Source organism: Mesorhizobium sp. M3A.F.Ca.ET.175.01.1.1, from assembly GCF_004791945.1.
Lineage (GTDB): Bacteria > Pseudomonadota > Alphaproteobacteria > Rhizobiales > Rhizobiaceae > Mesorhizobium.
In genome coordinates, this window is sequence record NZ_SRTP01000004.1 from 440,778 (window position 1) to 460,616 (window position 19,839).

Below are 19,839 nucleotides of genomic sequence, written 5' to 3' on the forward strand. Positions count from 1 at the left end.
AAGCAGGCGTCGCCGGTTGCGGCGCTCACCAGATCCAGCCGCCCTTGCCGAGCACGGTCACCGCCTCGACGATGCGCGTGAAGCTCGACCGCGCCCGGCCGACCGTGTGCCGGGCCCTCAGATAGCCGTGCACCAGCCCCGGCTCCTCGAGCCAGTAGGCATGTCCGCCGGCGGCGACGACGCGGTCGCGATAGGCCTCGCCGTCGGAGGACAGCGGATCGCATTCGGCGGTGATCAGCACGGTCGGCGGCAGGTAGGCGAAATCGGCATCGGCCAGCGGCGACAGCGTGATGTCGCCCGTGCGGTCCTCACCACCGGTACGGATATGCTTGTAGAACTCGACATCGCGCATGCTCAGCATCGGCGCCTCGGCATGCGTGACATAGGAGCCGCGGGAATGGTCGCCGCCAAGGCTGGGATAGATCAGCGCCTGGCCAAAGGGCTTCTTCTTGTGGCCGCGCGTCGCATGGGCGACAGCCGCACAGAGATTGCCGCCGGCGCTGTCGCCGCAGAGCAGGACGGGACGATCGTAGGTGCTGGCAGCCCACTCGAAGGCGCTCATGGCGTCGTCGAAGGCCGCCGGATGCACATGCTCCGGTGCCAGCCGGTAGTCGACCGATACGACCTCGTAGCCGGTGCGCGCGCAAAGCTCGGCGCAGACGTCGTCATGGCTGTCGAGCCCGCCAAGGATGAAGCCGCCGCCATGGACATAAAGCACCATCGCGGCCCTGTCCGGCGTCGCATTGCGATAGACGCGGACCGGGATGCTGTTGGCCGGCGTGGCGATGGCGGTGGTTTCGGCGCTGACGCCCTGCGGATAGCCGGCAAAGAATTCCCGGCACATCCGGTCGTAGATTTCGCGCTGCTCCGCGATCGTGCAGTCGATCGTGTCAGGCGGATAGTAGGAGTTGGTCCTCTCGATGAAGGCCCAGGTCTCGGCGTCGATGAGGGAGTTGTAGTCGGTCATGCTGGCCGGACCGACTGGCAAGGTTGAGCCCAGGTACCCCCCTCTGTCCTGCCGGAGATCTCCCCCGCAAGGGGGGAGATCGGATGTCGCGTTCGCTTTCGCCAATCGCCAACGTTGCAGGAAGAGCCCGGGCGATGAAACTGCCAATCTCCCCCCATGCGGGGGAGATGTCCGGCAGGACAGAGGGGGGTGTGACGGAACGCCATCGTCTGCGGTCTATCTGCCCTTCCACACCGGGTCGCGCTTCTCTGCAAAGGCGCGAAAACCTTCCAGATTGTCCTCCGAGCCGTAGAGGATATCGACCGTCGGCAGCTGCCGGCGCGTCACCTTGTTCATCGCTTCCTGGAAGGTCAGCGCTTCCGCCACGCGCGCCGTCTCCTTGATCGCCGCGAAGACCAGCGGCGGGCCGCTGGCCAAAAGCCGCGCGACCTCCCAGACGCGGTCTTCGAGCTTTTCCTTGGGCAGCACCTCGTTGACGAGACCCCAGCGATGCGCCTCCGCGACGTCCATCCAGCGGCCGGTGAACAGCAGGTCCATGGCGACATGGTAGGGAATGCGCTTCGGCAGCTTGATCGTCGCCGCATCGGCCAGCGTGCCGGCGCGAATCTCGGGCAGCGCGAAGGAGGAGTGGTCGGAGGCGTAGATGAGGTCGCAGGACAGCGCCAACTCGAAACCGCCGCCCACCGCCATGCCGTTGACGCAGGCGATGACCGGCTTGTTCAAGTCCCGCAGTTCCTGCAGCCCGGCGAAGCCGCCGACGCCATAGTCGCCGTCGACCGCATCGCCGCCCGCCGCCGCTTTCAGGTCCCAGCCGGCGCAGAAGAACTTGTCGCCGGCCGTCTTGACGATGGCAACGCGCAAACCGGGATCGTCCCGGAACGCCTTGAAGGTCTCACCCATCAGCCGCGACGTCTTGAGGTCGATGGCGTTGGCCTTCGGCCTATCGAGCGTGACTTCGAGAATCGTGCCCTCGCGGCGGGCGGTGATGACGTCAGCCATTCTTCTTTTCTCCAAGCACCAGCAGCGCGTCGGCGATCCAGGCGCCCTTGCCTTCGGCGCAGACGATCAGCGGGTTGATGTCGAGTTCCTCGATCTCGCCGGCGTTCTTCTGCACGAAGTCGGCAATGCCGGCGATCGCGTCGATGGCGGCCGCGACATCGGCCTTCGGCCGGCCGCGATAGCCTTCGAGCAATGGATAGAGCTTCAGTCCGCGCAAGGCGGCCTCGATGTCGTCGCGCGTCGCCGGCAGCATCAGGGTGACGCTGTCGCGCAAAAGCTGGACCAGCACACCGCCGGTGCCGAGCGTCATCACCGCGCCGAACATCGGGTCGCGGGTGAAGCCGACGATCAGTTCGGCGACGCCGTCGCGCACCATGCGCTCGGCATAGAGCCCGGTGCCGAGCGGCAGGAGGTCATGCGCGGCGTTGCTGACGGATTCGGCGTCCTTGAGGTTCAGCAGCACCGCGCCGACTTCCGACTTGTGGGTGACGCCCAGCGCCTTCAGCGCGACCGGGAAGCCGAGCGCCATGGACGAGATCACCGCCTCGACCGCGTTGCTCGCGCGCTCGCCCTTCGGCACCGGCAGGCCGGCCTTGATCAGCCGGTCCTTGGCCTCCGCTTCGTCGGGGGTTACATGCCCGCCGTCGGTCGCGCCGGAGGCCGTGGTGTCGACCGGCTGCGCCTCGGGCTCGCGCCAGGCCCAGCCGATGAAGGCTGCCGCCTGGGCGGCGTCCATCGCTTCCGAAATGCCGAAGAGCGGAACCATGCCGCGCGCCATCAGCCCGGCCGTGTATTCCTCCGGCAGGTTCTCGGGCAGCGAGGAGACGATCGCGCCCTGCGCCTTGTTGGTCTTCAGCGCCGCCTCGAAGGCGCGCAGCGTCGCCCACCAGTCGGTATCCGAGCAGCGGTCCGGACGCGGGAAGTCGAGCACCAGCATGTTGAGGTCGAAGCCGCCCGACACCATGGCGGTGAAGGTTGCCGTCATCGCCGGCTCGTTGTTCCAGATGAAGGTGTGGTAGTCGAGTGGATTGGCGACGGCGACAAGCGGCCCGAGCGTCGATTTGACATGGGCGCGATGCTGGCCGGTCAGACCTGGAAAATGCACCCAGCGCCCTTCCGCGGTGTCGGCCATGACCGAAGCTTCGCCGCCCGAGCAGCTCATCGACGACAGCCTGTTGCCGGGCAGGGGCCCGGTGATGTGCAGCAGCTTCAGCGCTTCGATGAAGGCCGGAATGGAATCGACGCGCGCGATGCCGAGTCGCCTCAGAAAGGCGCCCGACGCGGCGTCCGAACCGGCGAGCGACGCGGTGTGCGTCACCGTCGCCTGCCGCGCCTGCTCCGAGCGGCCGACCTTCATGGCGATGATCGGCTTCTTCAACTCGCGCGCTCTCGCTGCCAATCGCTCGAAGCCGGCGACCGAGTCGAAGGCCTCGATGTGCATGCCGAGCGAGGTGACGCGCTCGTCCTCGATCAGGCCGAGCGCCATTTCGGAGAGGCCGGTCTGCGCCTGGTTGCCGGCCGTCATCAGGAAGGCGATCGGCAGCCCGCGCTTCTGCATCGTCATGTTGATGGCGATGTTGGAGGACTGGGTGATGATAGCGACGCCCGTGTCGCCTTCCGGCAGCCGGATGCCGCCATGCTGGTCGGGCCACAAAAGCGCGCCGTCGGCATAGTTGATGAGCCCGTAGCAGTTCGGGCCGATGATCGGCATCTGGCCGGCGGCGGCGACGAGCTCGGCCTGCAGCCGCTCGCCGTCCTCGTCATAGGCCTCGGTCTCGAGAAAGCCGGCGGCAAAGCAGACGGCACCGCCGGCGCCGCGCTCGGCCAGGGCCTTGACGACCTCGATGGTGAGATGCCGGTTGACGCCGACGAAGGCGGCATCGGGCGCGCCCGGCAGATCGGCGACCGAGCGGTAGGCCTTGCGGCCCGCGACCTCGTCCTTTGTCGGATGCACGGGCCAGACCTCGCCGGCAAAGCCCATCTTGATCGATTGCGCCACCACGATGGCGGCCTGCGCTCCGCCGAACACGGCGATCGATTTCGGGCGCAGGAGACGTTCGAGTTTATGCATGGCCATCTTTTCGTTTGAGCGTGATTTTTTCCAAAAACCGGGTCCGGCTTTTGCTGATCATGCTCTAAGCGCCGAACGGACGCAGCAGCGCCCGCGAAATAATATGTCGCTGAATCTCCGAAGTGCCCTCCCAGATGCGCTCGACGCGCGCGTCGCGCCAGATCCGCTCCAGCGGCAGGTCGTCCATCAGCCCCATGCCGCCATGGATCTGGATCGCCTCATCGGCAACGAAGGCCAGCATCTCGGTGGCCTTCAGCTTGGCCATCGCCATGTCCTGATCGGTGACGGTGCCCTGATCGTACTTCCAGCCGGCTTCGAACACCATCAGGTCGGCCGCCTTCAATTCCGTCGCCATGTCGGCGAGCTTGAATGAAACGCCCTGGAACTTGCCGATCTGCTGGCCGAACTGCTGGCGTTGCGCGGCATACTCGATGGCGTGCGAAAGCGCGCGCTCGGCGCGGCCGAGGCAGGTGGCGCCGACCTGCAGGCGCGTCGCGCCGAGCCAGGAGTTCGCGACCTCGAAGCCTTTATGCACTTCGCCCAGAACCTGACTCGCCGGCAGCCGGCAGTCGTCGAATTCGAGGATGGCGTTGGTGTAGCCTCGATGCGAGACGTTGCGGTAGCCGTCGCGCACCGAAAAACCCTTGGTGCCCTTGTCGACGAAGAAGGCGGTGATCTTCTTGCGCTTGCCGCGCGGCGAATCCTCTTCGCCGGAAGCCATGAACACGATCGCGAAGTCGGCAATGTCGGCGTGACTGATGAAATGTTTCGTGCCGTTGAGCACCCAGTCGTCGCCGTCCTGCACGGCGGTCGCCTTCATGCCGCGCAGGTCGGAGCCGGCGCCGGGCTCCGTCATCGCCAGGCAGTCCCACTTCTCGCCGCGGATGCAGGGGAAGAGATATTTCTCGCGCTGCTCCGGCGTGCCGGCGAGCAGGATGTTGGAGGGACGCGCGACACAAGTCCAGTGCAGCGCGTAGTTGGCGCGGCCGAGCTCCTTCTCGTAGAGCAGCCAGCTGACCGTATCCAACCCCGCGCCGCCGACGTCGGCCGGCATGTTGGCGGCATAGAGCCCGGCCTCGATCGCCTTGGCCTTCAGCTCGTCAATCAGCTCGCGGCGCAGCACGCCGGTGCGCTCGACCTCGCGCTCATGCGGGTAAAGCTCATTCTCGACGAACGCGCGCGTCGTCTCGACGATGAGTTTTTGCTCTTCCGAAAGCCCGAAATGCATCGCCTCAGCCCTTCTTCTTGCCGACTTTCTTCGACTTTTCGGCCTTCACCGGCTTGGCCGCTTTTGCCTTTTCGGCAGCCCTGGAAACAGGCTTCTTCGCCGCCAGCCTGGCGAGCTGCCTGGTATAGCCCTTGTGCAGCGCGCCGGCGCCCCAGCCCTTGCCCTTGTTCTGCTTCGACAGCGCGTCCATGATCGCGACCAGATTGTCGTCGCGGATCTTTTCCAGCTCCCGGATCGACAGGCCATTCGCCTGCTCGTCCGACTGCGTTGCGATAAGGTCGACCAACTCGTCGTTGAACTCCGGCACGTCCATCAGCTTGGTCCATGGCCATTTCAGGCAGGGTCCGAACTGCGCCATGAAGTGGCGCATGCCGGCCTCGCCGCCGGCGACGCGATAGACCTGGAACATGCCCATCTGCGCCCACCGCAGGCCGAAGGAATAGCGCATGATATCGTCGAGTTCCTCGACGGTGCAGATGCCATCCTTGACCAGCCATAGCGCCTCGCGCCAGCAGGCTTCCAGAAGGCGGTCGCCGACAAACGCTTCGATCTCCTTGCGCACCACCACCGGCTTCATGCCGATCGAGGCGTAGAGTTCCTTGGCGACCTCGATTGCTTCCGGGAAGGTTTGCTGGCCGCCGACGATCTCGACCAATGGCAGCAGATAGACCGGGTTGAACGGATGCCCGACGACCAGCCGCTCCGGATGCTTCTTCATCGCCACCTGCATGTCGGTCGGCTTGATGCCGGAGGTGGACGAGCCGACGATGGCGTTCGCCGGCGCATGCAGGTCGATCTCGGCCAGCACCTTGTGCTTGAGGTCGAGCCGCTCCGGCACGCTCTCCTGGATGAAATCGGCGTCCGCGACCGCCTCGGCGATCGTCTTGGCAAAGGTGAGCCTGCCTTCCTTCGGCAGGCCGCCGGGCAGCATCTGCTTGTAGGCGCGTCGCGCGCCCTTCATCACCTCGCCGACCTTGCGCGATGCCTCGGGATCAGGATCGAAGATCGACACGTCGATACCGTTCAGGAGCAGCCGCGCCACCCACCCGGCGCCGATGACGCCGCCGCCGATGGCGGCCGCCTTGTTGATGATGCTCATGCTCAGGCTCCGGTTCTTGTCTTGGCTGTTTCGGGATCGGTGAGCGGCACGCGCTCGCCCGCGCGGATCACCGCAGGGTCGTAGGCCTTGCGCGCGAAGACTTCGAGCACGAAGGGCCGGAAGAAGTCTATCGGCAGCGTCTGGTAGTCGGGATCGAAGCTCGACTGGTCCCAGCGCTCGCAGAACTGGTCGCAATCGTCGAAATAGAGATGGCCGGCAAAGCGGTCGCGGGCATGCCGGTTGCCGCCGAGATGATGCGCGTAATAGAGGCGTTGGAAATCGCCGTGCTTTTCCACCACCCAGGTGCATTGCTCGCGCACGAAGGGCTTCAGGATCGTGGCGGCATATTCGTCATGATTATAGGGCGCGTAGATATCGCCGATGTCGTGCAGCAGCGCCGAAACGATCCAATCGGTATCGGCGCCGTCGCGCCAGGCGCGCGTCGCCGCCTGCAGCGAATGGCCGAGCCGGGTGATCTTGTAGCCCGACAGGCCCTCGTCGAGCTGCACAAGGGCATCGAGCAGCCGGTCGCCAGTCCTGGCGGCATAGTCGATCTCGTGGGCGGTCAGGAATTCGTAGTCTTCCCTGTCGCCGTCCTTCATCGCGGTGAACTTTACGGTACCCATATCGACACCCGACACCCGTTGTTCAATCTTGTTGGAGCATGATCTTTTCCGAACCGAAGGTCAGCGAAGCAAAAACCCGCTCCCACTTTTCGGGATAATGCTCATGCCGCGATCGGCGCCCGCTTGGTGAGGTTGAGCTTCTTGCGCACTTCGTCCGGACCAAGCACCCGCGCGCCGAGATTCGAAACGATGCTCACCGCCCGTTCGACGAGCTGCGCGTTCGTCGCAAGCACGCCCTTGTCGAGCCAGAGATTGTCCTCGAGCCCGACGCGGACGTTGCCGCCGGCGAGCACCGCCGCCGCCACATAGGCCATCTGGTTGCGACCGATCGAGAAAGCCGACCAGTTCCAGGTCGAGGGCACGTTGTTGACCATCGCCATGAAGGTGTTGAGGTCGTCCGGCGCGCCCCACGGCACGCCCATACAGAGCTGCACCAGAGCATCCGGCTTCAGCACCTGTTCTTCGACGAGTTGCTTGGCGAGCCACAGATGGCCGGTGTCGAAGGCCTCGATCTCGGGCTTCACGCCCATCGCCGTCATCATGCCGCCCATGGCGCGCAACATGCCGGGCGGGTTGGTCATGACATAGTCGGCCTCGGCGAAGTTCATGGTGCCGCAATCGAGCGTGCAGATCTCCGGCAGGCACTGGCGCACATGCTCGACACGGTTGGAGGCACCCCCCATGTCGGTGCCTTTTTCGTTGAGCGGCAGCGGACTCTCCGGCGAGCCGAACACCATGTCGCCGCCCATGCCGGCGGTGAGGTTGAGCACCACGTCGACGTCGGCCTCGCGTATGCGCTCGGTCACCTCGCGGTAGAGATGCACGTCGCGCCTGGGCTTGCCGGTCTCCGGGTCGCGCACATGGCAGTGGACGATCGCTGCACCAGCCTTGGCAGCCTCGATCGCCGAATCGGCGATCTGCTTGGGCGAGCGCGGCACATTCGGGCTGCGGTCCTGCGTGCCGCCGGAGCCGGTCACGGCACAAGTAATGAAGACCTCACGGTTCATCGCGAGCGGCATGGTCTTTCCTCCCAAATTCATATCAGACACCAACAATGCCCGACTTGCCGGAAACTGTTTTGCGTTTTACGAAGGCATCATGATAAAAAGCGAAAAGCCGACGATCTTTCGCCCCGAGCACGAGACGTTGAAAGTGACGTTCCTGGTGTTCTCTGGGGCTTCGATCATGTGCGTCGCGTCGGCCGTCGACCCGCTGCGCGCCGCAAACCGCATCTCCGGCGATACGCTATTCGACTTCAAGCTGGTCTCGGTCACCGGCGAGGCGCCGGTCACCACCTGCGGTCTGCCGGTGGCGGTCAGTGGCCGCTTCGACGCCGCCGAGCCAACCGACATGCTGGTCGTCGTCGCCGGTTTCGGCACGCAGAACTATGCCACGTCGGCGCTGATAGCCGGACTGCGCCGCGCCGCTCGTGCGGCGCGCGCCTGCGGCGGCGTCGAGGCCGGCACATGGCTGGTGGCGCGCGCCGGACTGCTCGAAGGGCGCAGCGCCACCACGCATTGGGAGGACATGGAGGATTTTTCCGCCGCGTTCCCCGGTGTCGACGTGCGGCCGGACCGCTATGTCATCGACGGGCCGGTCTTCACCTCCGGCGGCGCCTCGCCGACCTTCGACCTGATGCTGCATCTGGTGCGCACAAGGCTCGGCATGGCGGCCGCGCTCGATGTGGCGAGCGTCTTCATCTACGACCAGGCGCGGGCCGCGACCGACGCGCAGCCGCTGGTCTCGCTCGGCCGGCTCGACGGCTACGACCCGCGGCTCGCCCAGGCGATCCGCCTGATGGAAGCGCATGTCGACCAGCCGCTGACCATCGACGCGGTGGCGAAGCGGGCCGGCGTCACGGCACGCACGCTGGAGAGCATTTTTCGCAAGTCGATCGGCGAGACACCCGGCGCCTATTATCTGCGGCTGCGCCTCAGCGCCGCCCGCCGCCTGGTGGTCGACACGCGCATAGCGATGGCCGACATTGCCGGCCGTACCGGCTTTTCGTCCGCCGCGGCATTTTCCAGGGCTTTCTCCAGGACCTTCGGCGAAGCGCCGGTCAGGTTGCGGCGTGGCTAATGCATGTCGCCCAAAAGTGCGCAGCGGTTTTGGGGACACGACATGCATCAACCTAATGCATGTCGCCCAAAAGTGCGCAGCGGTTTTGGGGACACGACATGCATCAACCTAATGCGATGTCGCCCAAAGTGCGCAGCGGTTTTGGGGACACGACATGCATCAACCTAATGCATGTCGCCTAAAAGTGCGCAGCGGGCAACGACATGCATCGAACAAAGACTTCAAAGCGCTTCGCTCTCAGCGCGGCGCGCTTTTGAGTATCCAGTCGGCCGCGGCGGCAAGGTCGTCGACCACGGCCGTAGGCGCCGGCTCGAAACGCGTCTCATCATTCACGCGATACTTACCCGTCCGCACAAGCAGCGCGGCGCCAAGTCCGGCGCGCCGGGCGCCTGCGACATCGCTTTCGGCATCGTCGCCGACCATGACCGCATCGGCCGGCGGGCAGTTCAAGCCGGCGAGCGCCGAGAGGAAGAAATCCGGCGACGGCTTGCCCAGCACGACCGGGCTGCGGCCGCTGGCGAATTCGAGCGCCGCCACGAAGGCCCCTGCGTCGAGGCTGAGCTGGCCGTCGGTATCCTTGAAGGTGCGGTTGGTGGCCAAAGCCACGAAATCGGCGCCGGCAATGAGTTCGCGGAAGGCGCGGTTGAGGCTGGCATGGTCGAAGACCTCGCCGGCATCGCCGACGACGACAGCGCGGCCGCTGCCGTCTCCCACTTCGGAAAATTCGGCTTCCAGGTCGGGATGGACGAGCAGATGCGGCCGCCTGTCATGCATGCGCAGCCAGTCGACGGCCGCACGCGCCGGCGTCAGCAATTCCGCGTCCTCAACCGCAATACCCATGCCGGCGAGCTGCGCGATGATCGCGTTGCGGGCAGAGCGTGTCGTGTTGCTGACGAAGCGGAGAGGCAAGCCTGCCTTGCGCAGACGCTCGATCGCGGCCACGGCCCCGGGATCGGAGCGTCGCCATCGTAGACGACACCCAGAAGATCCAGAAGCACCGCGCGTATCATGTCTGAAGGATGGAGAAACAGTCTCCGTTCGTCAAACCACGGAAGAATCAGACTACTGAAGAATCAGTCACGGAAGGCATCAGGCCGCGTCGCGATTGTCGCGCACAATGCGCGAGCGCATGCTCTTGGCCAGTGCTGTTTCGAGCCGCACGGCGACCGCGCGATCCCATTCATTCGTTTTGCGGGCGCCGTCCTTCGAATGCGGCAGCGCCATCAGCCGATCGATGATCGAACCGGCCTCGCCTGGCGAGAGCAGGGCGTCGATTTCGCGTTCGTGCTGCATGTGTTCGCCTCCTTCTATCCTTCCCGCCACATGTGCACACTATACGAATTCCGTGACGGCTGTTTGAAGGCAAGAGCGGGGCGATTGGAGGGCGGCGCGGGGCAAAACCTTGTCGTGGAGTCTTGCCCGGCGCAAAAAGGCAATTGCAGCCAGCCGCGCCCCGCGAATTGATGCGGGGACAGGCCATGAGCTGATTCGTCAGACGTAACGGTTGACGATGTTTTCCAGAAGCTCCTGGCGGCCGGAGCGCGGCTGCGGTTCGATCTTCTTCTTGACCACGCGCTCGGCGATGTCCTCCAGCGTGCGCTTGCCCGAGAGCATGGCCTTGCCTTCGGCCGTGTTCCAGCCGGCGTAGCGCTCGGCGAGCGGGCCGGACAGCGCCTTGTCCTCGATCATTCTTGTTGCCGCCTTGAGGCCGCGCGCGCAGGCGTCCATGCCGCCGATATGGGCGATCAGCAGATCCTGTGGATCGAGCGACTGGCGGCGCAGCTTGGCGTCGAAATTGGTGCCGCCGGTCTTGAAGCCGCCGCCTTGCAGGATCTGGTAGTAGGCCAGCGCCATTTCCGGCACATTGTTGGGGAACTGGTCGGTGTCCCAGCCCGACTGGTAGTCGTTGCGGTTCATGTCGATCGAGCCGAAGATGCCGAGCGCATTGGCCACCGCCAGCTCATGCTCGAAGGAATGGCCCGCCAGGATCGCGTGGCCCTGCTCGATATTGACCTTGACCTCCTTCTCCAGCCCGAACCGCTTGAGGAAGCCGTAAACAGTGGCGACGTCATAGTCGTACTGGTGTTTGGTCGGCTCCTGCGGCTTCGGCTCGATCAGGATCGTGCCCTTGAATCCTATTTTGTGCTTGTAGTCGACGACGAGGCTGAGGAAGCGGCCGGCCTGTTCCTGCTCGCGCGCCAAATCGGTGTTGAGCAGCGTCTCATAGCCCTCGCGTCCGCCCCACAGCACATAGTTCTCGCCTTTCAGCTTCTTGGTGACGTCGATGCATTTCTTCACCGTCGCCGCCGCATAGGCGAAAACGTCCGGATCGGGATTGGTGGCCGCTCCCGCCATGAAGCGGCGATGCGAGAACAGGTTCGCCGTGCCCCAGAGCAGCTTGACTCCAGTCTGCTTCATCTTGGCCGAAAAGTAGTCGGCGATCTCGTCGAGGCGCGCCGCGCTCTCGGAGAAGTCCTTCCCCTCGGGGCGAATATCGGCATCGTGGAAGCAGAAATAGGGCACGCCGAGCAGTGAGAACATCTCGAAGGCGACGTCGGCCTTGAGCTTGGCCAGTTCCATCGTGTCGACGCCGCCGGGTTTGGCGAACCAGGGCCGATCGAAAGTCTGCCCGCCGAAGGGGTCGCCGCCCTGCGCGGCGAAGGAGTGCCAGTAGGCGACGGCGAAACGCAGATGGTCTTCCAGCCGTTTGCCGGCCACGACCTCGTCAGGATTGTAGAACCGGTAGGCCAGCGGATTGGTCGAATCCGGCCCCTCATAGTTGATCTTCTCGATGTCGCCGAAAAAGCCGCTGCTCATGGTTTCTTCCTCTCCAGATGGTTCGCCCGATTACCTCAGGCGTAATTGGTTCAAGTAAGCGGGACGCCTCAGCTGATCTCCCCCCTTGAGAGGGAGATGCCCGGCAGGGCAAAGCGGGGTGCCTCGCGCCTCCCCATTCGACTACAGGGCCTCGCGCCCGCTCACGCCGTTGCCGCCCGGATCGCTGGATAAAGCGCGCGGTAGCGCTGATAGGCGTCGGCAAAGGCGCCGCCAAGGCCGGCCTCCGGCTCGATGGTGGCATCGGTCGCCGGCGCGGTGCAGACGGCAAGCGGATCGGCGCCCGTCGCGGCGATCAGGCCGAGCCGCGCCGCGCCGAAGGCGGCGCCGAAATCGCCGTCGGCCGGAATGTCGGCCGGCAGCTGCAGCGCCGTGGCGATCGCCTTCAGCCAGTAGCGCGAGCGCGAGCCGCCGCCGATCGCGGTCACCCTGGTCAGCGTCGTGCCGGCCGTCCTCAGCGCTTCGAGACTGTCGCGGAAGGCGAAGGCGACGCCTTCGAGCACCGCCTGCGTCAGCACGGCCCGGCTCGATTGATGCGCCAGCCCGGCAAAGGATCCGCGAATGGCGGAATCATTGTGCGGCGTCCGCTCGCCCGAAAGATAGGGCAGGAAGGTGACGCCCGTCGGCGCCCTCAGCGTGTCGCCGAGTTCTCCGGTCAGGTCGCCGGCGCTCTTTCCGGTGATCTCCGACAGCCAGTTGAGGGAATCGGTGGCCGACAGGATGACACCCATCTGATGCCAGGTGTCGGGCAGCGCATGACAGAAGGTGTGCACCGCGCTTTCCGGATTCGGCAGGTAGGATGCGTTGGCGGCGAAGAGCACGCCTGAGGTGCCGAGCGACACGAAGGCGTGGCCGGCGCCGACTGTGCCCATGCCGCAGGCCGACGCTGCATTGTCGCCGGCGCCCCCGGCAACCGGGATGCCCGCCGCAATACCCCATTTCGACGCGAGTTCACCGCGCAGGCCGCCGGCCTGGTCCGTGCCTTCCACCAGCGACGGCATCTGCCTTTCGTCGAGCGATGTTGCTGTAAGCAGGTCGGAAGACCAGCGCCGCTTGCCGACTTCGAGCCACGACGTGCCGGCCGAATCCGACATCTCCGAAATATGCTCGCCAGTCAGCCAGAGCCGCAGATAATCCTTGGGCAACAGCACCTTGGCCACCTGGGCGAAGAGCGCCGGCTCGTTGTTCTTCACCCAGGCCAGCTTCGGCGCGGTGAAGCCCGGGAAGACGATGTTGCCGGTGAGCGTGCGGAAACGCGGATCGGCATCGAGCGCGGCCGCCTCGACATGGCTGCGCGTGTCGTTCCACAGGATGCAAGGGCGCAGCACCTTGTCGCCAGCATCGAGCAGGGTGGCGCCATGCATCTGGCCGGAAAGGCCGATGCCTTTGATCGTGGCGAGTTCCTTTGGGTGGGAGGCCTTCAGCTCGGCGATCGCGGTCTCGCAAGCCTCGAGCCAGTGCGCCGGGTCCTGCTCGGACCAGCCTGGATGCGGCCGCGAGACGTCGAGCGAGCCATGGCCGGAACCGATCACCTTTTGCCCGGCATCGATCAGCAGCGCCTTGACGCCCGATGTGCCCAGGTCGAGGCCGAGATACATGCTGTCCTCCTACTGCCTTTAATTTTTTCGGATCTCGAAAAAATCTGGCCAGCCAGTTCTTATGCCAAGATCCGTCTCGGGTCAATTCTCCGACAAATCGGCCGTTGTGTCTGGCTCTCGATAAGAACGAAAAGCGGGATTCGGCACCCCGGCCAGGCCCGGCCGAACGCCTCCATCGCCACGCCTCATCCTTGTGGTTGCGATTCGCTGATCGGGATCCGGCCGCCGCCCGGCCTCAATTTCCCGAGCGCATCGCCACCGTGGCGACGCCGGCGCCGACCAGCAGCGTCCCGCCGGTTCGGTTGAAGATGCGAATCGCCTTCGGATTGCGCACGATGACGCGCGCCCTCGATGCGATCAGCGCATAGCCGAAGGCATTGCTGAAGGCGAGCGCCAGGAAGGTCGTCTCGAAGATCAGCATCTGCGCCCAGAAATCGGCATTCCGGTCGACGAACTGCGGCAGGAAGGCGACGAAAAAGGTGATGCTCTTCGGGTTGAGCGCGGTGACCAGCCAGGCATGCGCCATCATCTTGGCCGCCGACACGGCGTCGGTGCGCGGCTCGGCTTTGAGCGCGCCGCCGGCGCGGAACAGCTTGATGCCGAGATAGATCAGATAGCCCGCGCCGATCACCTTCAGCACCGTGAACACCGTGGCTGACGCGGCCAGCAGCGCGCCGATGCCGAGCATCGACAGCGTCATCGCGGTGAAGTCGCCGAGCGCGACTCCGACCGCCATCGGCAGCGCGGTGCGCCAACCCTGGCCGAGCGCATAGGAGACGACAAGCAGGATCGTCGGCCCCGGGATGACGAGAAGAATGCTGGAGGCGAGGGCAAAGGCAGCCCAGTTTTCGAAGGACATTTCCCTACTCCTTGAGCGCAAAGAACAGGATAAATCCTGGGCTTGGCACGATTGTAAAGAGGCTTATGGAGAAAATCTGTCGCGCCGGCTTGGGCACTCAGGCCAAAGGCCTAGTAGCCGGTTAGGGTTAAGTCCGGTTCGAGGATTTTCACGCTTTTTCAACCATGACTGACGAAAATGCCTGCCATTCGGCCGGACCGTGCTTCCCGCCGACAGCGTAGGGTTTGGTGCATGCGCGCGTTGCCGCAGAATGAGCCGCCGCCTTCGAACGGCGGCACAATCGAGACCGAAGTTCAGCTGTCCCGCCGCGCCATGCTTTCCGGCGCCGGCGCGATGGCGTTGCTCGGCATGGCCGGCTGCAGCACCACCGATACGCTGCAGCTGCCGCAATTCCAGCTCGACGATACCACCACAAGTTCCGTTCCGATGCGCCCGGCGATCAGCGTCGACAGGAACATTACCGGCTCGGACGTCATGTATGCCTCGCTCACGGACGGCGGTTTCGAGGTGCCGGCCGTGCCGTGGCAGAAGGTCAAGCCGGAGTTCCGCCGCCAGATCGTCGTCGACAAGACCGGCGAGGCGCCCGGCACCATCGTCGTCCATCTGCAGGAGCGCATGCTCTACCTGGTCCAGCCGGGCGGCGACGCGATCCGCTACGGCGTCGGCATCGGCAAGGACGGTTTCCGCTGGTCGGGCCGCGCCAACATCCAGTACGGCAAGGAATGGCCGGTCTGGACGCCGCCGCCTGAAATGGTCAAGCGCAAGCCCGAGCTGGTGAAATGGCAGGGCGGCCAGCCCGGCGGCCTGACCAATCCGCTCGGCGCCCGCGCGCTCTACATCTACCAGAACGGCAAGGACACCGGCTATCGCATCCATGGTTCGCCCGAATGGTGGAGCATCGGCCAGGCGATGTCGTCGGGCTGCGTGCGCCTGATCAACCAGGACATCATCGACCTCTACAATCGCGTGTCCAAGAAGAACCCGGTCGTCGTCGTCTGATCCACGCCGCCTGTCTTCTTTTCCGACGCGTGCCGTTATCCCAAAACCGCTGCGCATTTTTGGGCGGCACGCATGAGCTTCTTCCGTTGCGCGATGCAGCAAGACAGGCCAAGGTGCTTTGGAAAACCTTCGCCTAGGGAGACATAAAGCATGGCCGGAACTTTCGTCATCGCGCAGGGCGGCGGCCCGACCGCCGTCATCAACCAGACGGTCGTCGGCGCGACGCTGGAAATCCGCAAGCGCCACCCCGGCGCCAAGGTGCTGGGCTCGATCCATGGCGTGCGCGGCATCCGCGACGGCAACTACGTCGACCTCTCCGCCATTCCGGAGGACCGACTGCAGCTGATCGCCGGCACGCCGAGCGCCGCGCTCGGCTCGACCCGCGATAAGCCCGACGCCGCCTATTGCGAGCTCGTTCTCAACGGCTTGAAGAAGGCCGGCGCCGATGCCTTCATCTATATTGGCGGCAACGACACCTCGGGCACGCAGCAGATCCTGACCGATGCTGCCGGCGGCAAGATCGCCTTCGTGCATGCGCCGAAGACCATCGACAACGACCTCGAGGAAAACGATCACACGCCGGGCTTCATCTCGGCGGCCGAGTTCGTGGCCGGCGCTTTCCTCTCGGTCGATCTCGATTTCCGCGCGCTGCCCGGCATCTATGTCGGCATCGTGATGGGCCGGCATGCCGGCTTCCTGACCGCCGCCGCGGCCGCCTGGCAGCTCGACCCCGACAGCGGTCCGCATCTGGTTTATGTACCGGAGCGCGCCTTCTCCGCCGAGCGGTTCATCGACGACGTGCGCAAGACGCTCGATCGCCACAAGCGCTGCATCGTCGCCGTGTCTGAAGGCGTCAGCACCGCCGACGGCAAGGCGCTGGTCGAGAGCCTGGTGCCGCCGGAGAAGCTCGAGCGCGACCAGCACGGCAACGTCAAGCTGTCGGGCAGCGATCTGCCGGCCGCGCTCGAACGCGCGCTCGCCGAAGGCCTGCCCGGCAAGCGGGCGCGTGTCGACGCGCTGGGCTACATGCCGCGCGGCTATGTCGGCGCGATCAGCGCCGTAGACGCCAGGGAGGCCTTCGACGCCGGCGCCTTCGCGGTTGCCGTCGCTGAGGAAGGCGGCGGCTCCGTGGCGCTGCAGTATGACGGATCAAAGACGGTGCTGAAGAAGGTGCCGCTGAAGGCCGTCGCCGGCAAGACGCGGCACATGCCGGATGATTTCATGAAGCCGGACGAGAATCAGCTCTCCGAGGCCGGCATGGCCTATCTGAGGCGGCTGGTGCCGGAGAAATACAAGGTCGGCAAGCCCTTCGTCTGATGGGCGACCTTGTGGTTGGCGACTGGTTCGGCAAGGCCGTCGTCGATGCCGCGACGACGATGCTGACCGAGCCCTTCGTGCATGATTTCGTGCGCGCCAACATTTGGCACGTCAAAGGCCGCGACGCCGATCTCCTGGTCGACACCGGCATGGGCATCTGCCCGCTGGCGCCTCACATCGAGACGCCGGCAGGCAAGCCGCTGATCGTCGTCGCCACCCACATCCATCTCGACCATGTCGGCTCGCTGCACGAATTTCCGCTGAGGATGGGGCCCAAGATGAGCGCGGCGCAGTTCGACGGCATGGATGACGCCGTCACCTACGCCTACATGTTCCACACTCTCGACAGTGCCGTATCGCTACTGCCGGCGCCGGATTGGAAGGCGGCCGACTACCGGATTTTGCCGGCGCCGCTGACGCGCGCGCTCGATGAGGGCGACATCGTCGATCTCGGCGACCGCAAATTCCGCGTGCTGCATCTTCCCGGACATTCGCCGGATTCGATCGCGCTGTTCGACGAGGCCGACGGCCTGTTCTTTGCCGGCGATGCCATCTATGACGGCATGCTGATCGACGATCTGCCGGATTCCGACCGCGCCGCCTACTGCCGTAGCATGCAGCGCCTGCTCGAACTCCCCATCCGGGTCGGTCATGGCGGCCATGGCCCGAGTTTCGACCGCGCCAGGATGCGCGAGATCGCCTCTGCCTATCTGCGCCGCAGGCAGCGGTTCATGAGCGCTTCCGGGATTAAATCTTCGTAAGGTCACGCCGAAACCCTAATTCGGGCCATTCCGGACCCTACATGCTTGGCGGTCGATCAGGCCGGCCGCCTGCATGGCGAGACGGGCATTCCCGGTCCTCGACACGCCGACGGCTGCCTCGAGAATCCCGCGGCGCAACGTCAACTCTCGCCCGGACAGAACGACCATGTCACCATCAAGCATTCTTCGCAGACATCGCGTCGCCGCCCTGCTGGGCGCTGCGCTGATCATTTCGCCCGTTGTCGTCACCTTCGCGCAAAGCGGCGGCAACGCCGGTCTCAGCAACGCGGCTGCGACGACCCAGACGCCCGTCCCCGGCATCACGGCTCCGAACGGCTCCTTCGCGCCGATCATTGCCACAACCAAGCCGGCGGTCGTCACGGTCACCACGGTCATGAAGGCGCAGCCCGAAGCGATGGGCGAGGGCTCGCCCTTCGACGGCAATTCGCCCTTTGACCAGTATTTTCAGCAATTCTTCGGCGATCAGGGCATGCCAATGCCGAAGACGCCGCCGCAGCAATCGCAGCGCGCCGAAGCCTTGGGCTCCGGCTTCATCGTCAGCTCCGACGGCATCATCGTCACCAACAACCATGTCGTCGACGGCGCGACCTCGATCAAGGTGACGCTCGACGACGGCACCGAGCTTCCCGCCAAGCTGGTCGGCCATGACGCCAAGAACGACCTGGCGGTGCTGAAGATCAAGGCGGACAAGCCATTGCCGACAGTGAAGTGGGGCGATTCCGACAAGCTGATGACCGGCGACCAGGTGCTGGCCATCGGCAATCCGTTCGGCATCGGCACCACGGTCACCGCCGGCATCGTCTCGGCGCGCGGGCGCGATCTGCACAGCGGGCCTTTCGACGACTTCATCCAGATCGACGCGCCGATCAACCACGGCAATTCCGGCGGTCCGCTGGTCGATGTGAGCGGCCGTGTCATCGGCATCAACACCGCCATCTATTCGCCCAATGGCGGCAGCGTCGGCGTCGGCTTTGCCATCCCCTCGGATCAGGCCGAAAAGGTCGTCGCCAAGCTGATGAAGGGCGGCGACATCGAGTATGGCTATCTCGGGGTCCAGATCCAGCCGGTGACGCAGGACGTCGCCAGCGCGATCGGTCTCGATCATCCCGGCGGCGCGCTGGTCTCGGCGGTCACCGACGGGTCGCCGGCGGCCAAAGCGGGCATCGAGACCGGGGACGTCATCACCGGCTTCGCCGGCCAGGAGATCAAGGACCCCAAGGACCTGTCACGCGCCGTCGCCGATGTCTCTCCCGGCGTCAAGGAAACGGTGAACGTCTGGCGCAACGGCAAGGTGATGCAGATCTCCGCCGATGTCGGCCGCAACACCGAGGACCAGAAGACGGCGTCCAATGGCGACAGCGGCAAGCCGTCGGCCGAACAGGGCCTGCGCGTGCCTTCGCTCGGCCTTGGCCTGACCGATCTTACGCCCGATATCCGCGAGCAGCTCAACCTGGCCGACAATCAGCGAGGAGCCGTGGTCGAACGCGTCAATCCCGACAAGGCGGCATCCGCGGCCGGGCTCGAACCCGGCGATGTCATCGTTGCCGTCGACCGCACGCCGGTGAAGAGCGCCAGGCAGGCAAACCAGGCGATCGCGGAAGCCGGAAAGTCGGGCAGAAGGTCCGTGCTGCTGCTGGTCGACCGCGGCGACGCGCAGATCTTCATCGCCGTTCCTTTCGCAGCAGGCTGACGCGAGCAGGCCTGCCGGTGCGGCCGGCAGGTCACCCAATGTGGCGCTGGCCGAATGCTCTCGGCTTGCCCGCCATCGTGCCTGGACGCGGCCTCAAGGCGGCGCAAGGTATCCAAAAGTGACTATTAGCACATTCTAAAATCGAACCGAACGGTTCGTTTCTGTTGACGGAGCGTGCAGGACGGGTGAACACCGGCGGTGCGACTCCGCCGGTGAGCCAAACCGCGAACTTGACCAACGGATTGAAACAAAAGCGAAAATTGGAATTGGTGGGAGGCGCAGGTACAATTTCAAGATGTGGATTCTTGGTCCAGCCGGAACAACTTCGTGATTGGAATTGGCCATTCGGCTGACCCACATCGGGGCTGTCCGAACGACGCGAATTCATTCCCAAGACACGCCGCTAGACGGACGGAAATAATGATACTGGAGTACCAAAAATGAAAAAGATTGTTCTCGCTGCCGCCGCCCTTCTGGCAATTTCCGGCAGCGCCGTCGCCGGCAGCGACAATTACGGTTCCAAGGGTGCCGATCAGCAGGCTGTCGCCGTCGACAGCTCCTACACCGCTTCGATCAGGAAGTCCGAGCCCGCCGCCCAGCAGGGTGTGACCCAGGGCGCCGATCGCAACCTCTTCGGCAACAACTGACGGCGATTTTTCGGACAGCTGGCGGCTTTGCCCGCTGCTGTCG

The 19,839-nt window shown here is 65.0% G+C and carries 18 protein-coding genes; 6 read left to right on the forward strand and 12 right to left on the reverse strand.

Annotated elements, in window-relative coordinates:
* Positions 1 to 25 precede the first annotated feature (25 nt).
* The 7 genes from EN818_RS13610 to EN818_RS13645 all read right to left on the reverse strand — a co-directional run bounded on the left by EN818_RS13610 (position 26) and on the right by EN818_RS13645 (position 8,009).
* Positions 26 to 967 (reverse strand): alpha/beta hydrolase, encoded by a 942-nt coding sequence (locus EN818_RS13610; protein WP_095805030.1) that lies wholly within the window; start codon positions 965 to 967, stop codon positions 26 to 28.
* Between the two features lie 216 nt (positions 968 to 1,183).
* Complete coding sequence (locus tag EN818_RS13620; RefSeq protein ID WP_095805028.1) at positions 1,184 to 1,966, reverse strand: carnitinyl-CoA dehydratase; 783 nt, start codon at positions 1,964 to 1,966, stop codon at positions 1,184 to 1,186.
* On the reverse strand, positions 1,959 to 4,037 hold the full coding sequence (locus tag EN818_RS13625; RefSeq protein WP_135904586.1) for an acetate--CoA ligase family protein: 2,079 nt from the start codon (positions 4,035 to 4,037) through the stop codon (positions 1,959 to 1,961). The genes EN818_RS13620 and EN818_RS13625 overlap by 8 nt, the downstream gene beginning before the upstream one ends.
* A 64-nt stretch (positions 4,038 to 4,101) precedes the next feature.
* On the reverse strand, positions 4,102 to 5,265 hold the full coding sequence (locus EN818_RS13630; protein ID WP_095805027.1) for an acyl-CoA dehydrogenase: 1,164 nt from the start codon (positions 5,263 to 5,265) through the stop codon (positions 4,102 to 4,104).
* 4 nt (positions 5,266 to 5,269) lie between these two features.
* Positions 5,270 to 6,364 carry a carnitine 3-dehydrogenase gene (locus tag EN818_RS13635; protein ID WP_095805026.1) on the reverse strand — a complete coding sequence of 365 codons (1,095 nt, stop codon included), beginning with the start codon at positions 6,362 to 6,364 and terminating at the stop codon, positions 5,270 to 5,272.
* 2 nt (positions 6,365 to 6,366) lie between these two features.
* Positions 6,367 to 6,990, reverse strand: a complete 624-nt coding sequence (locus EN818_RS13640) for an HD domain-containing protein (RefSeq protein ID WP_095805025.1) — start codon at positions 6,988 to 6,990, stop codon at positions 6,367 to 6,369.
* Between the two features lie 101 nt (positions 6,991 to 7,091).
* Complete coding sequence (locus EN818_RS13645; RefSeq protein ID WP_095805024.1) at positions 7,092 to 8,009, reverse strand: 3-keto-5-aminohexanoate cleavage protein; 918 nt, start codon at positions 8,007 to 8,009, stop codon at positions 7,092 to 7,094.
* 79 nt (positions 8,010 to 8,088) lie between these two features.
* On the opposite strand from EN818_RS13645, the gene EN818_RS13650 reads away from it, so the two are divergent.
* Positions 8,089 to 9,069, forward strand: a complete 981-nt coding sequence (locus EN818_RS13650; protein ID WP_095805411.1) for a GlxA family transcriptional regulator — start codon at positions 8,089 to 8,091, stop codon at positions 9,067 to 9,069.
* A gap of 237 nt (positions 9,070 to 9,306) precedes the next feature.
* On the opposite strand, the gene EN818_RS13655 is transcribed toward EN818_RS13650, so the two are convergent.
* The 5 genes from EN818_RS13655 to EN818_RS13675 form a co-directional block, all read right to left on the reverse strand.
* The gene (locus tag EN818_RS13655; protein ID WP_348631408.1) at positions 9,307 to 10,011 is read right to left on the reverse strand and encodes a TIGR01458 family HAD-type hydrolase; all 705 of its coding nucleotides are present in this window, start codon (positions 10,009 to 10,011) and stop codon (positions 9,307 to 9,309) included.
* Positions 10,012 to 10,158: 147 nt separating this feature from the next.
* Complete coding sequence (locus EN818_RS13660; RefSeq protein ID WP_095805022.1) at positions 10,159 to 10,362, reverse strand: hypothetical protein; 204 nt, start codon at positions 10,360 to 10,362, stop codon at positions 10,159 to 10,161.
* Between the two features lie 198 nt (positions 10,363 to 10,560).
* Positions 10,561 to 11,886 carry a xylose isomerase gene (xylA, locus tag EN818_RS13665; protein WP_095805021.1) on the reverse strand — a complete coding sequence of 442 codons (1,326 nt, stop codon included), beginning with the start codon at positions 11,884 to 11,886 and terminating at the stop codon, positions 10,561 to 10,563.
* Positions 11,887 to 12,047: 161 nt separating this feature from the next.
* The gene (gene xylB, locus EN818_RS13670) at positions 12,048 to 13,502 is read right to left on the reverse strand and encodes a xylulokinase (RefSeq protein ID WP_135904588.1); all 1,455 of its coding nucleotides are present in this window, start codon (positions 13,500 to 13,502) and stop codon (positions 12,048 to 12,050) included.
* Positions 13,503 to 13,737: 235 nt separating this feature from the next.
* On the reverse strand, positions 13,738 to 14,361 hold the full coding sequence (locus EN818_RS13675) for a LysE family translocator (protein WP_095805019.1): 624 nt from the start codon (positions 14,359 to 14,361) through the stop codon (positions 13,738 to 13,740).
* Between the two features lie 231 nt (positions 14,362 to 14,592).
* Between EN818_RS13675 and EN818_RS13680 the strand changes: the two genes are divergently transcribed.
* The 5 genes from EN818_RS13680 (at position 14,593) to EN818_RS13700 (ending at position 19,796) form a co-directional block, all read left to right on the forward strand.
* Positions 14,593 to 15,360 (forward strand): L,D-transpeptidase, encoded by a 768-nt coding sequence (locus tag EN818_RS13680; RefSeq protein WP_095805018.1) that lies wholly within the window; start codon positions 14,593 to 14,595, stop codon positions 15,358 to 15,360.
* Positions 15,361 to 15,510: 150 nt separating this feature from the next.
* Positions 15,511 to 16,677 (forward strand): diphosphate--fructose-6-phosphate 1-phosphotransferase, encoded by a 1,167-nt coding sequence (locus EN818_RS13685; RefSeq protein WP_095805017.1) that lies wholly within the window; start codon positions 15,511 to 15,513, stop codon positions 16,675 to 16,677.
* Positions 16,677 to 17,438 carry an MBL fold metallo-hydrolase gene (locus EN818_RS13690; protein ID WP_095805016.1) on the forward strand — a complete coding sequence of 254 codons (762 nt, stop codon included), beginning with the start codon at positions 16,677 to 16,679 and terminating at the stop codon, positions 17,436 to 17,438. Before EN818_RS13685 ends, EN818_RS13690 begins: the two co-directional genes overlap by 1 nt.
* Positions 17,439 to 17,604: 166 nt before the next feature.
* Positions 17,605 to 19,149 carry a DegQ family serine endoprotease gene (locus tag EN818_RS13695; RefSeq protein WP_095805015.1) on the forward strand — a complete coding sequence of 515 codons (1,545 nt, stop codon included), beginning with the start codon at positions 17,605 to 17,607 and terminating at the stop codon, positions 19,147 to 19,149.
* 440 nt (positions 19,150 to 19,589) lie between these two features.
* Positions 19,590 to 19,796, forward strand: coding sequence for a DUF680 domain-containing protein (locus EN818_RS13700; RefSeq protein WP_095805014.1), 207 nt, complete (start codon positions 19,590 to 19,592; stop codon positions 19,794 to 19,796).
* Positions 19,797 to 19,839 lie beyond the last annotated feature (43 nt).

Bases quoted from the DNA above. Each gene is read 5' to 3' on its own strand.
- EN818_RS13660 (WP_095805022.1), bottom strand. From the start codon at position 10,362: ATGCAGCACGAACGCGAAATCGACGCCCTGCTCTCGCCAGGCGAGGCC.
- xylB (WP_135904588.1), bottom strand. From the start codon at position 13,502: ATGTATCTCGGCCTCGACCTGGGCACATCGGGCGTCAAGGCGCTGCTG.
- EN818_RS13630 (WP_095805027.1), bottom strand. From the start codon at position 5,265: ATGCATTTCGGGCTTTCGGAAGAGCAAAAACTCATCGTCGAGACGACG.
- EN818_RS13650 (WP_095805411.1), top strand. From the start codon at position 8,089: ATGATAAAAAGCGAAAAGCCGACGATCTTTCGCCCCGAGCACGAGACG.
- EN818_RS13685 (WP_095805017.1), top strand. From the start codon at position 15,511: ATGGCCGGAACTTTCGTCATCGCGCAGGGCGGCGGCCCGACCGCCGTC.
- xylA (WP_095805021.1), bottom strand. From the start codon at position 11,886: ATGAGCAGCGGCTTTTTCGGCGACATCGAGAAGATCAACTATGAGGGG.
- EN818_RS13680 (WP_095805018.1), top strand. From the start codon at position 14,593: ATGCGCGCGTTGCCGCAGAATGAGCCGCCGCCTTCGAACGGCGGCACA.
- EN818_RS13645 (WP_095805024.1), bottom strand. From the start codon at position 8,009: ATGCCGCTCGCGATGAACCGTGAGGTCTTCATTACTTGTGCCGTGACC.
- EN818_RS13695 (WP_095805015.1), top strand. From the start codon at position 17,605: ATGTCACCATCAAGCATTCTTCGCAGACATCGCGTCGCCGCCCTGCTG.
- EN818_RS13625 (WP_135904586.1), bottom strand. From the start codon at position 4,037: ATGCATAAACTCGAACGTCTCCTGCGCCCGAAATCGATCGCCGTGTTC.
- EN818_RS13640 (WP_095805025.1), bottom strand. From the start codon at position 6,990: ATGGGTACCGTAAAGTTCACCGCGATGAAGGACGGCGACAGGGAAGAC.
- EN818_RS13635 (WP_095805026.1), bottom strand. From the start codon at position 6,364: ATGAGCATCATCAACAAGGCGGCCGCCATCGGCGGCGGCGTCATCGGC.
- EN818_RS13675 (WP_095805019.1), bottom strand. From the start codon at position 14,361: ATGTCCTTCGAAAACTGGGCTGCCTTTGCCCTCGCCTCCAGCATTCTT.
- EN818_RS13620 (WP_095805028.1), bottom strand. From the start codon at position 1,966: ATGGCTGACGTCATCACCGCCCGCCGCGAGGGCACGATTCTCGAAGTC.
- EN818_RS13700 (WP_095805014.1), top strand. From the start codon at position 19,590: ATGAAAAAGATTGTTCTCGCTGCCGCCGCCCTTCTGGCAATTTCCGGC.
- EN818_RS13610 (WP_095805030.1), bottom strand. From the start codon at position 967: ATGACCGACTACAACTCCCTCATCGACGCCGAGACCTGGGCCTTCATC.
- EN818_RS13690 (WP_095805016.1), top strand. From the start codon at position 16,677: ATGGGCGACCTTGTGGTTGGCGACTGGTTCGGCAAGGCCGTCGTCGAT.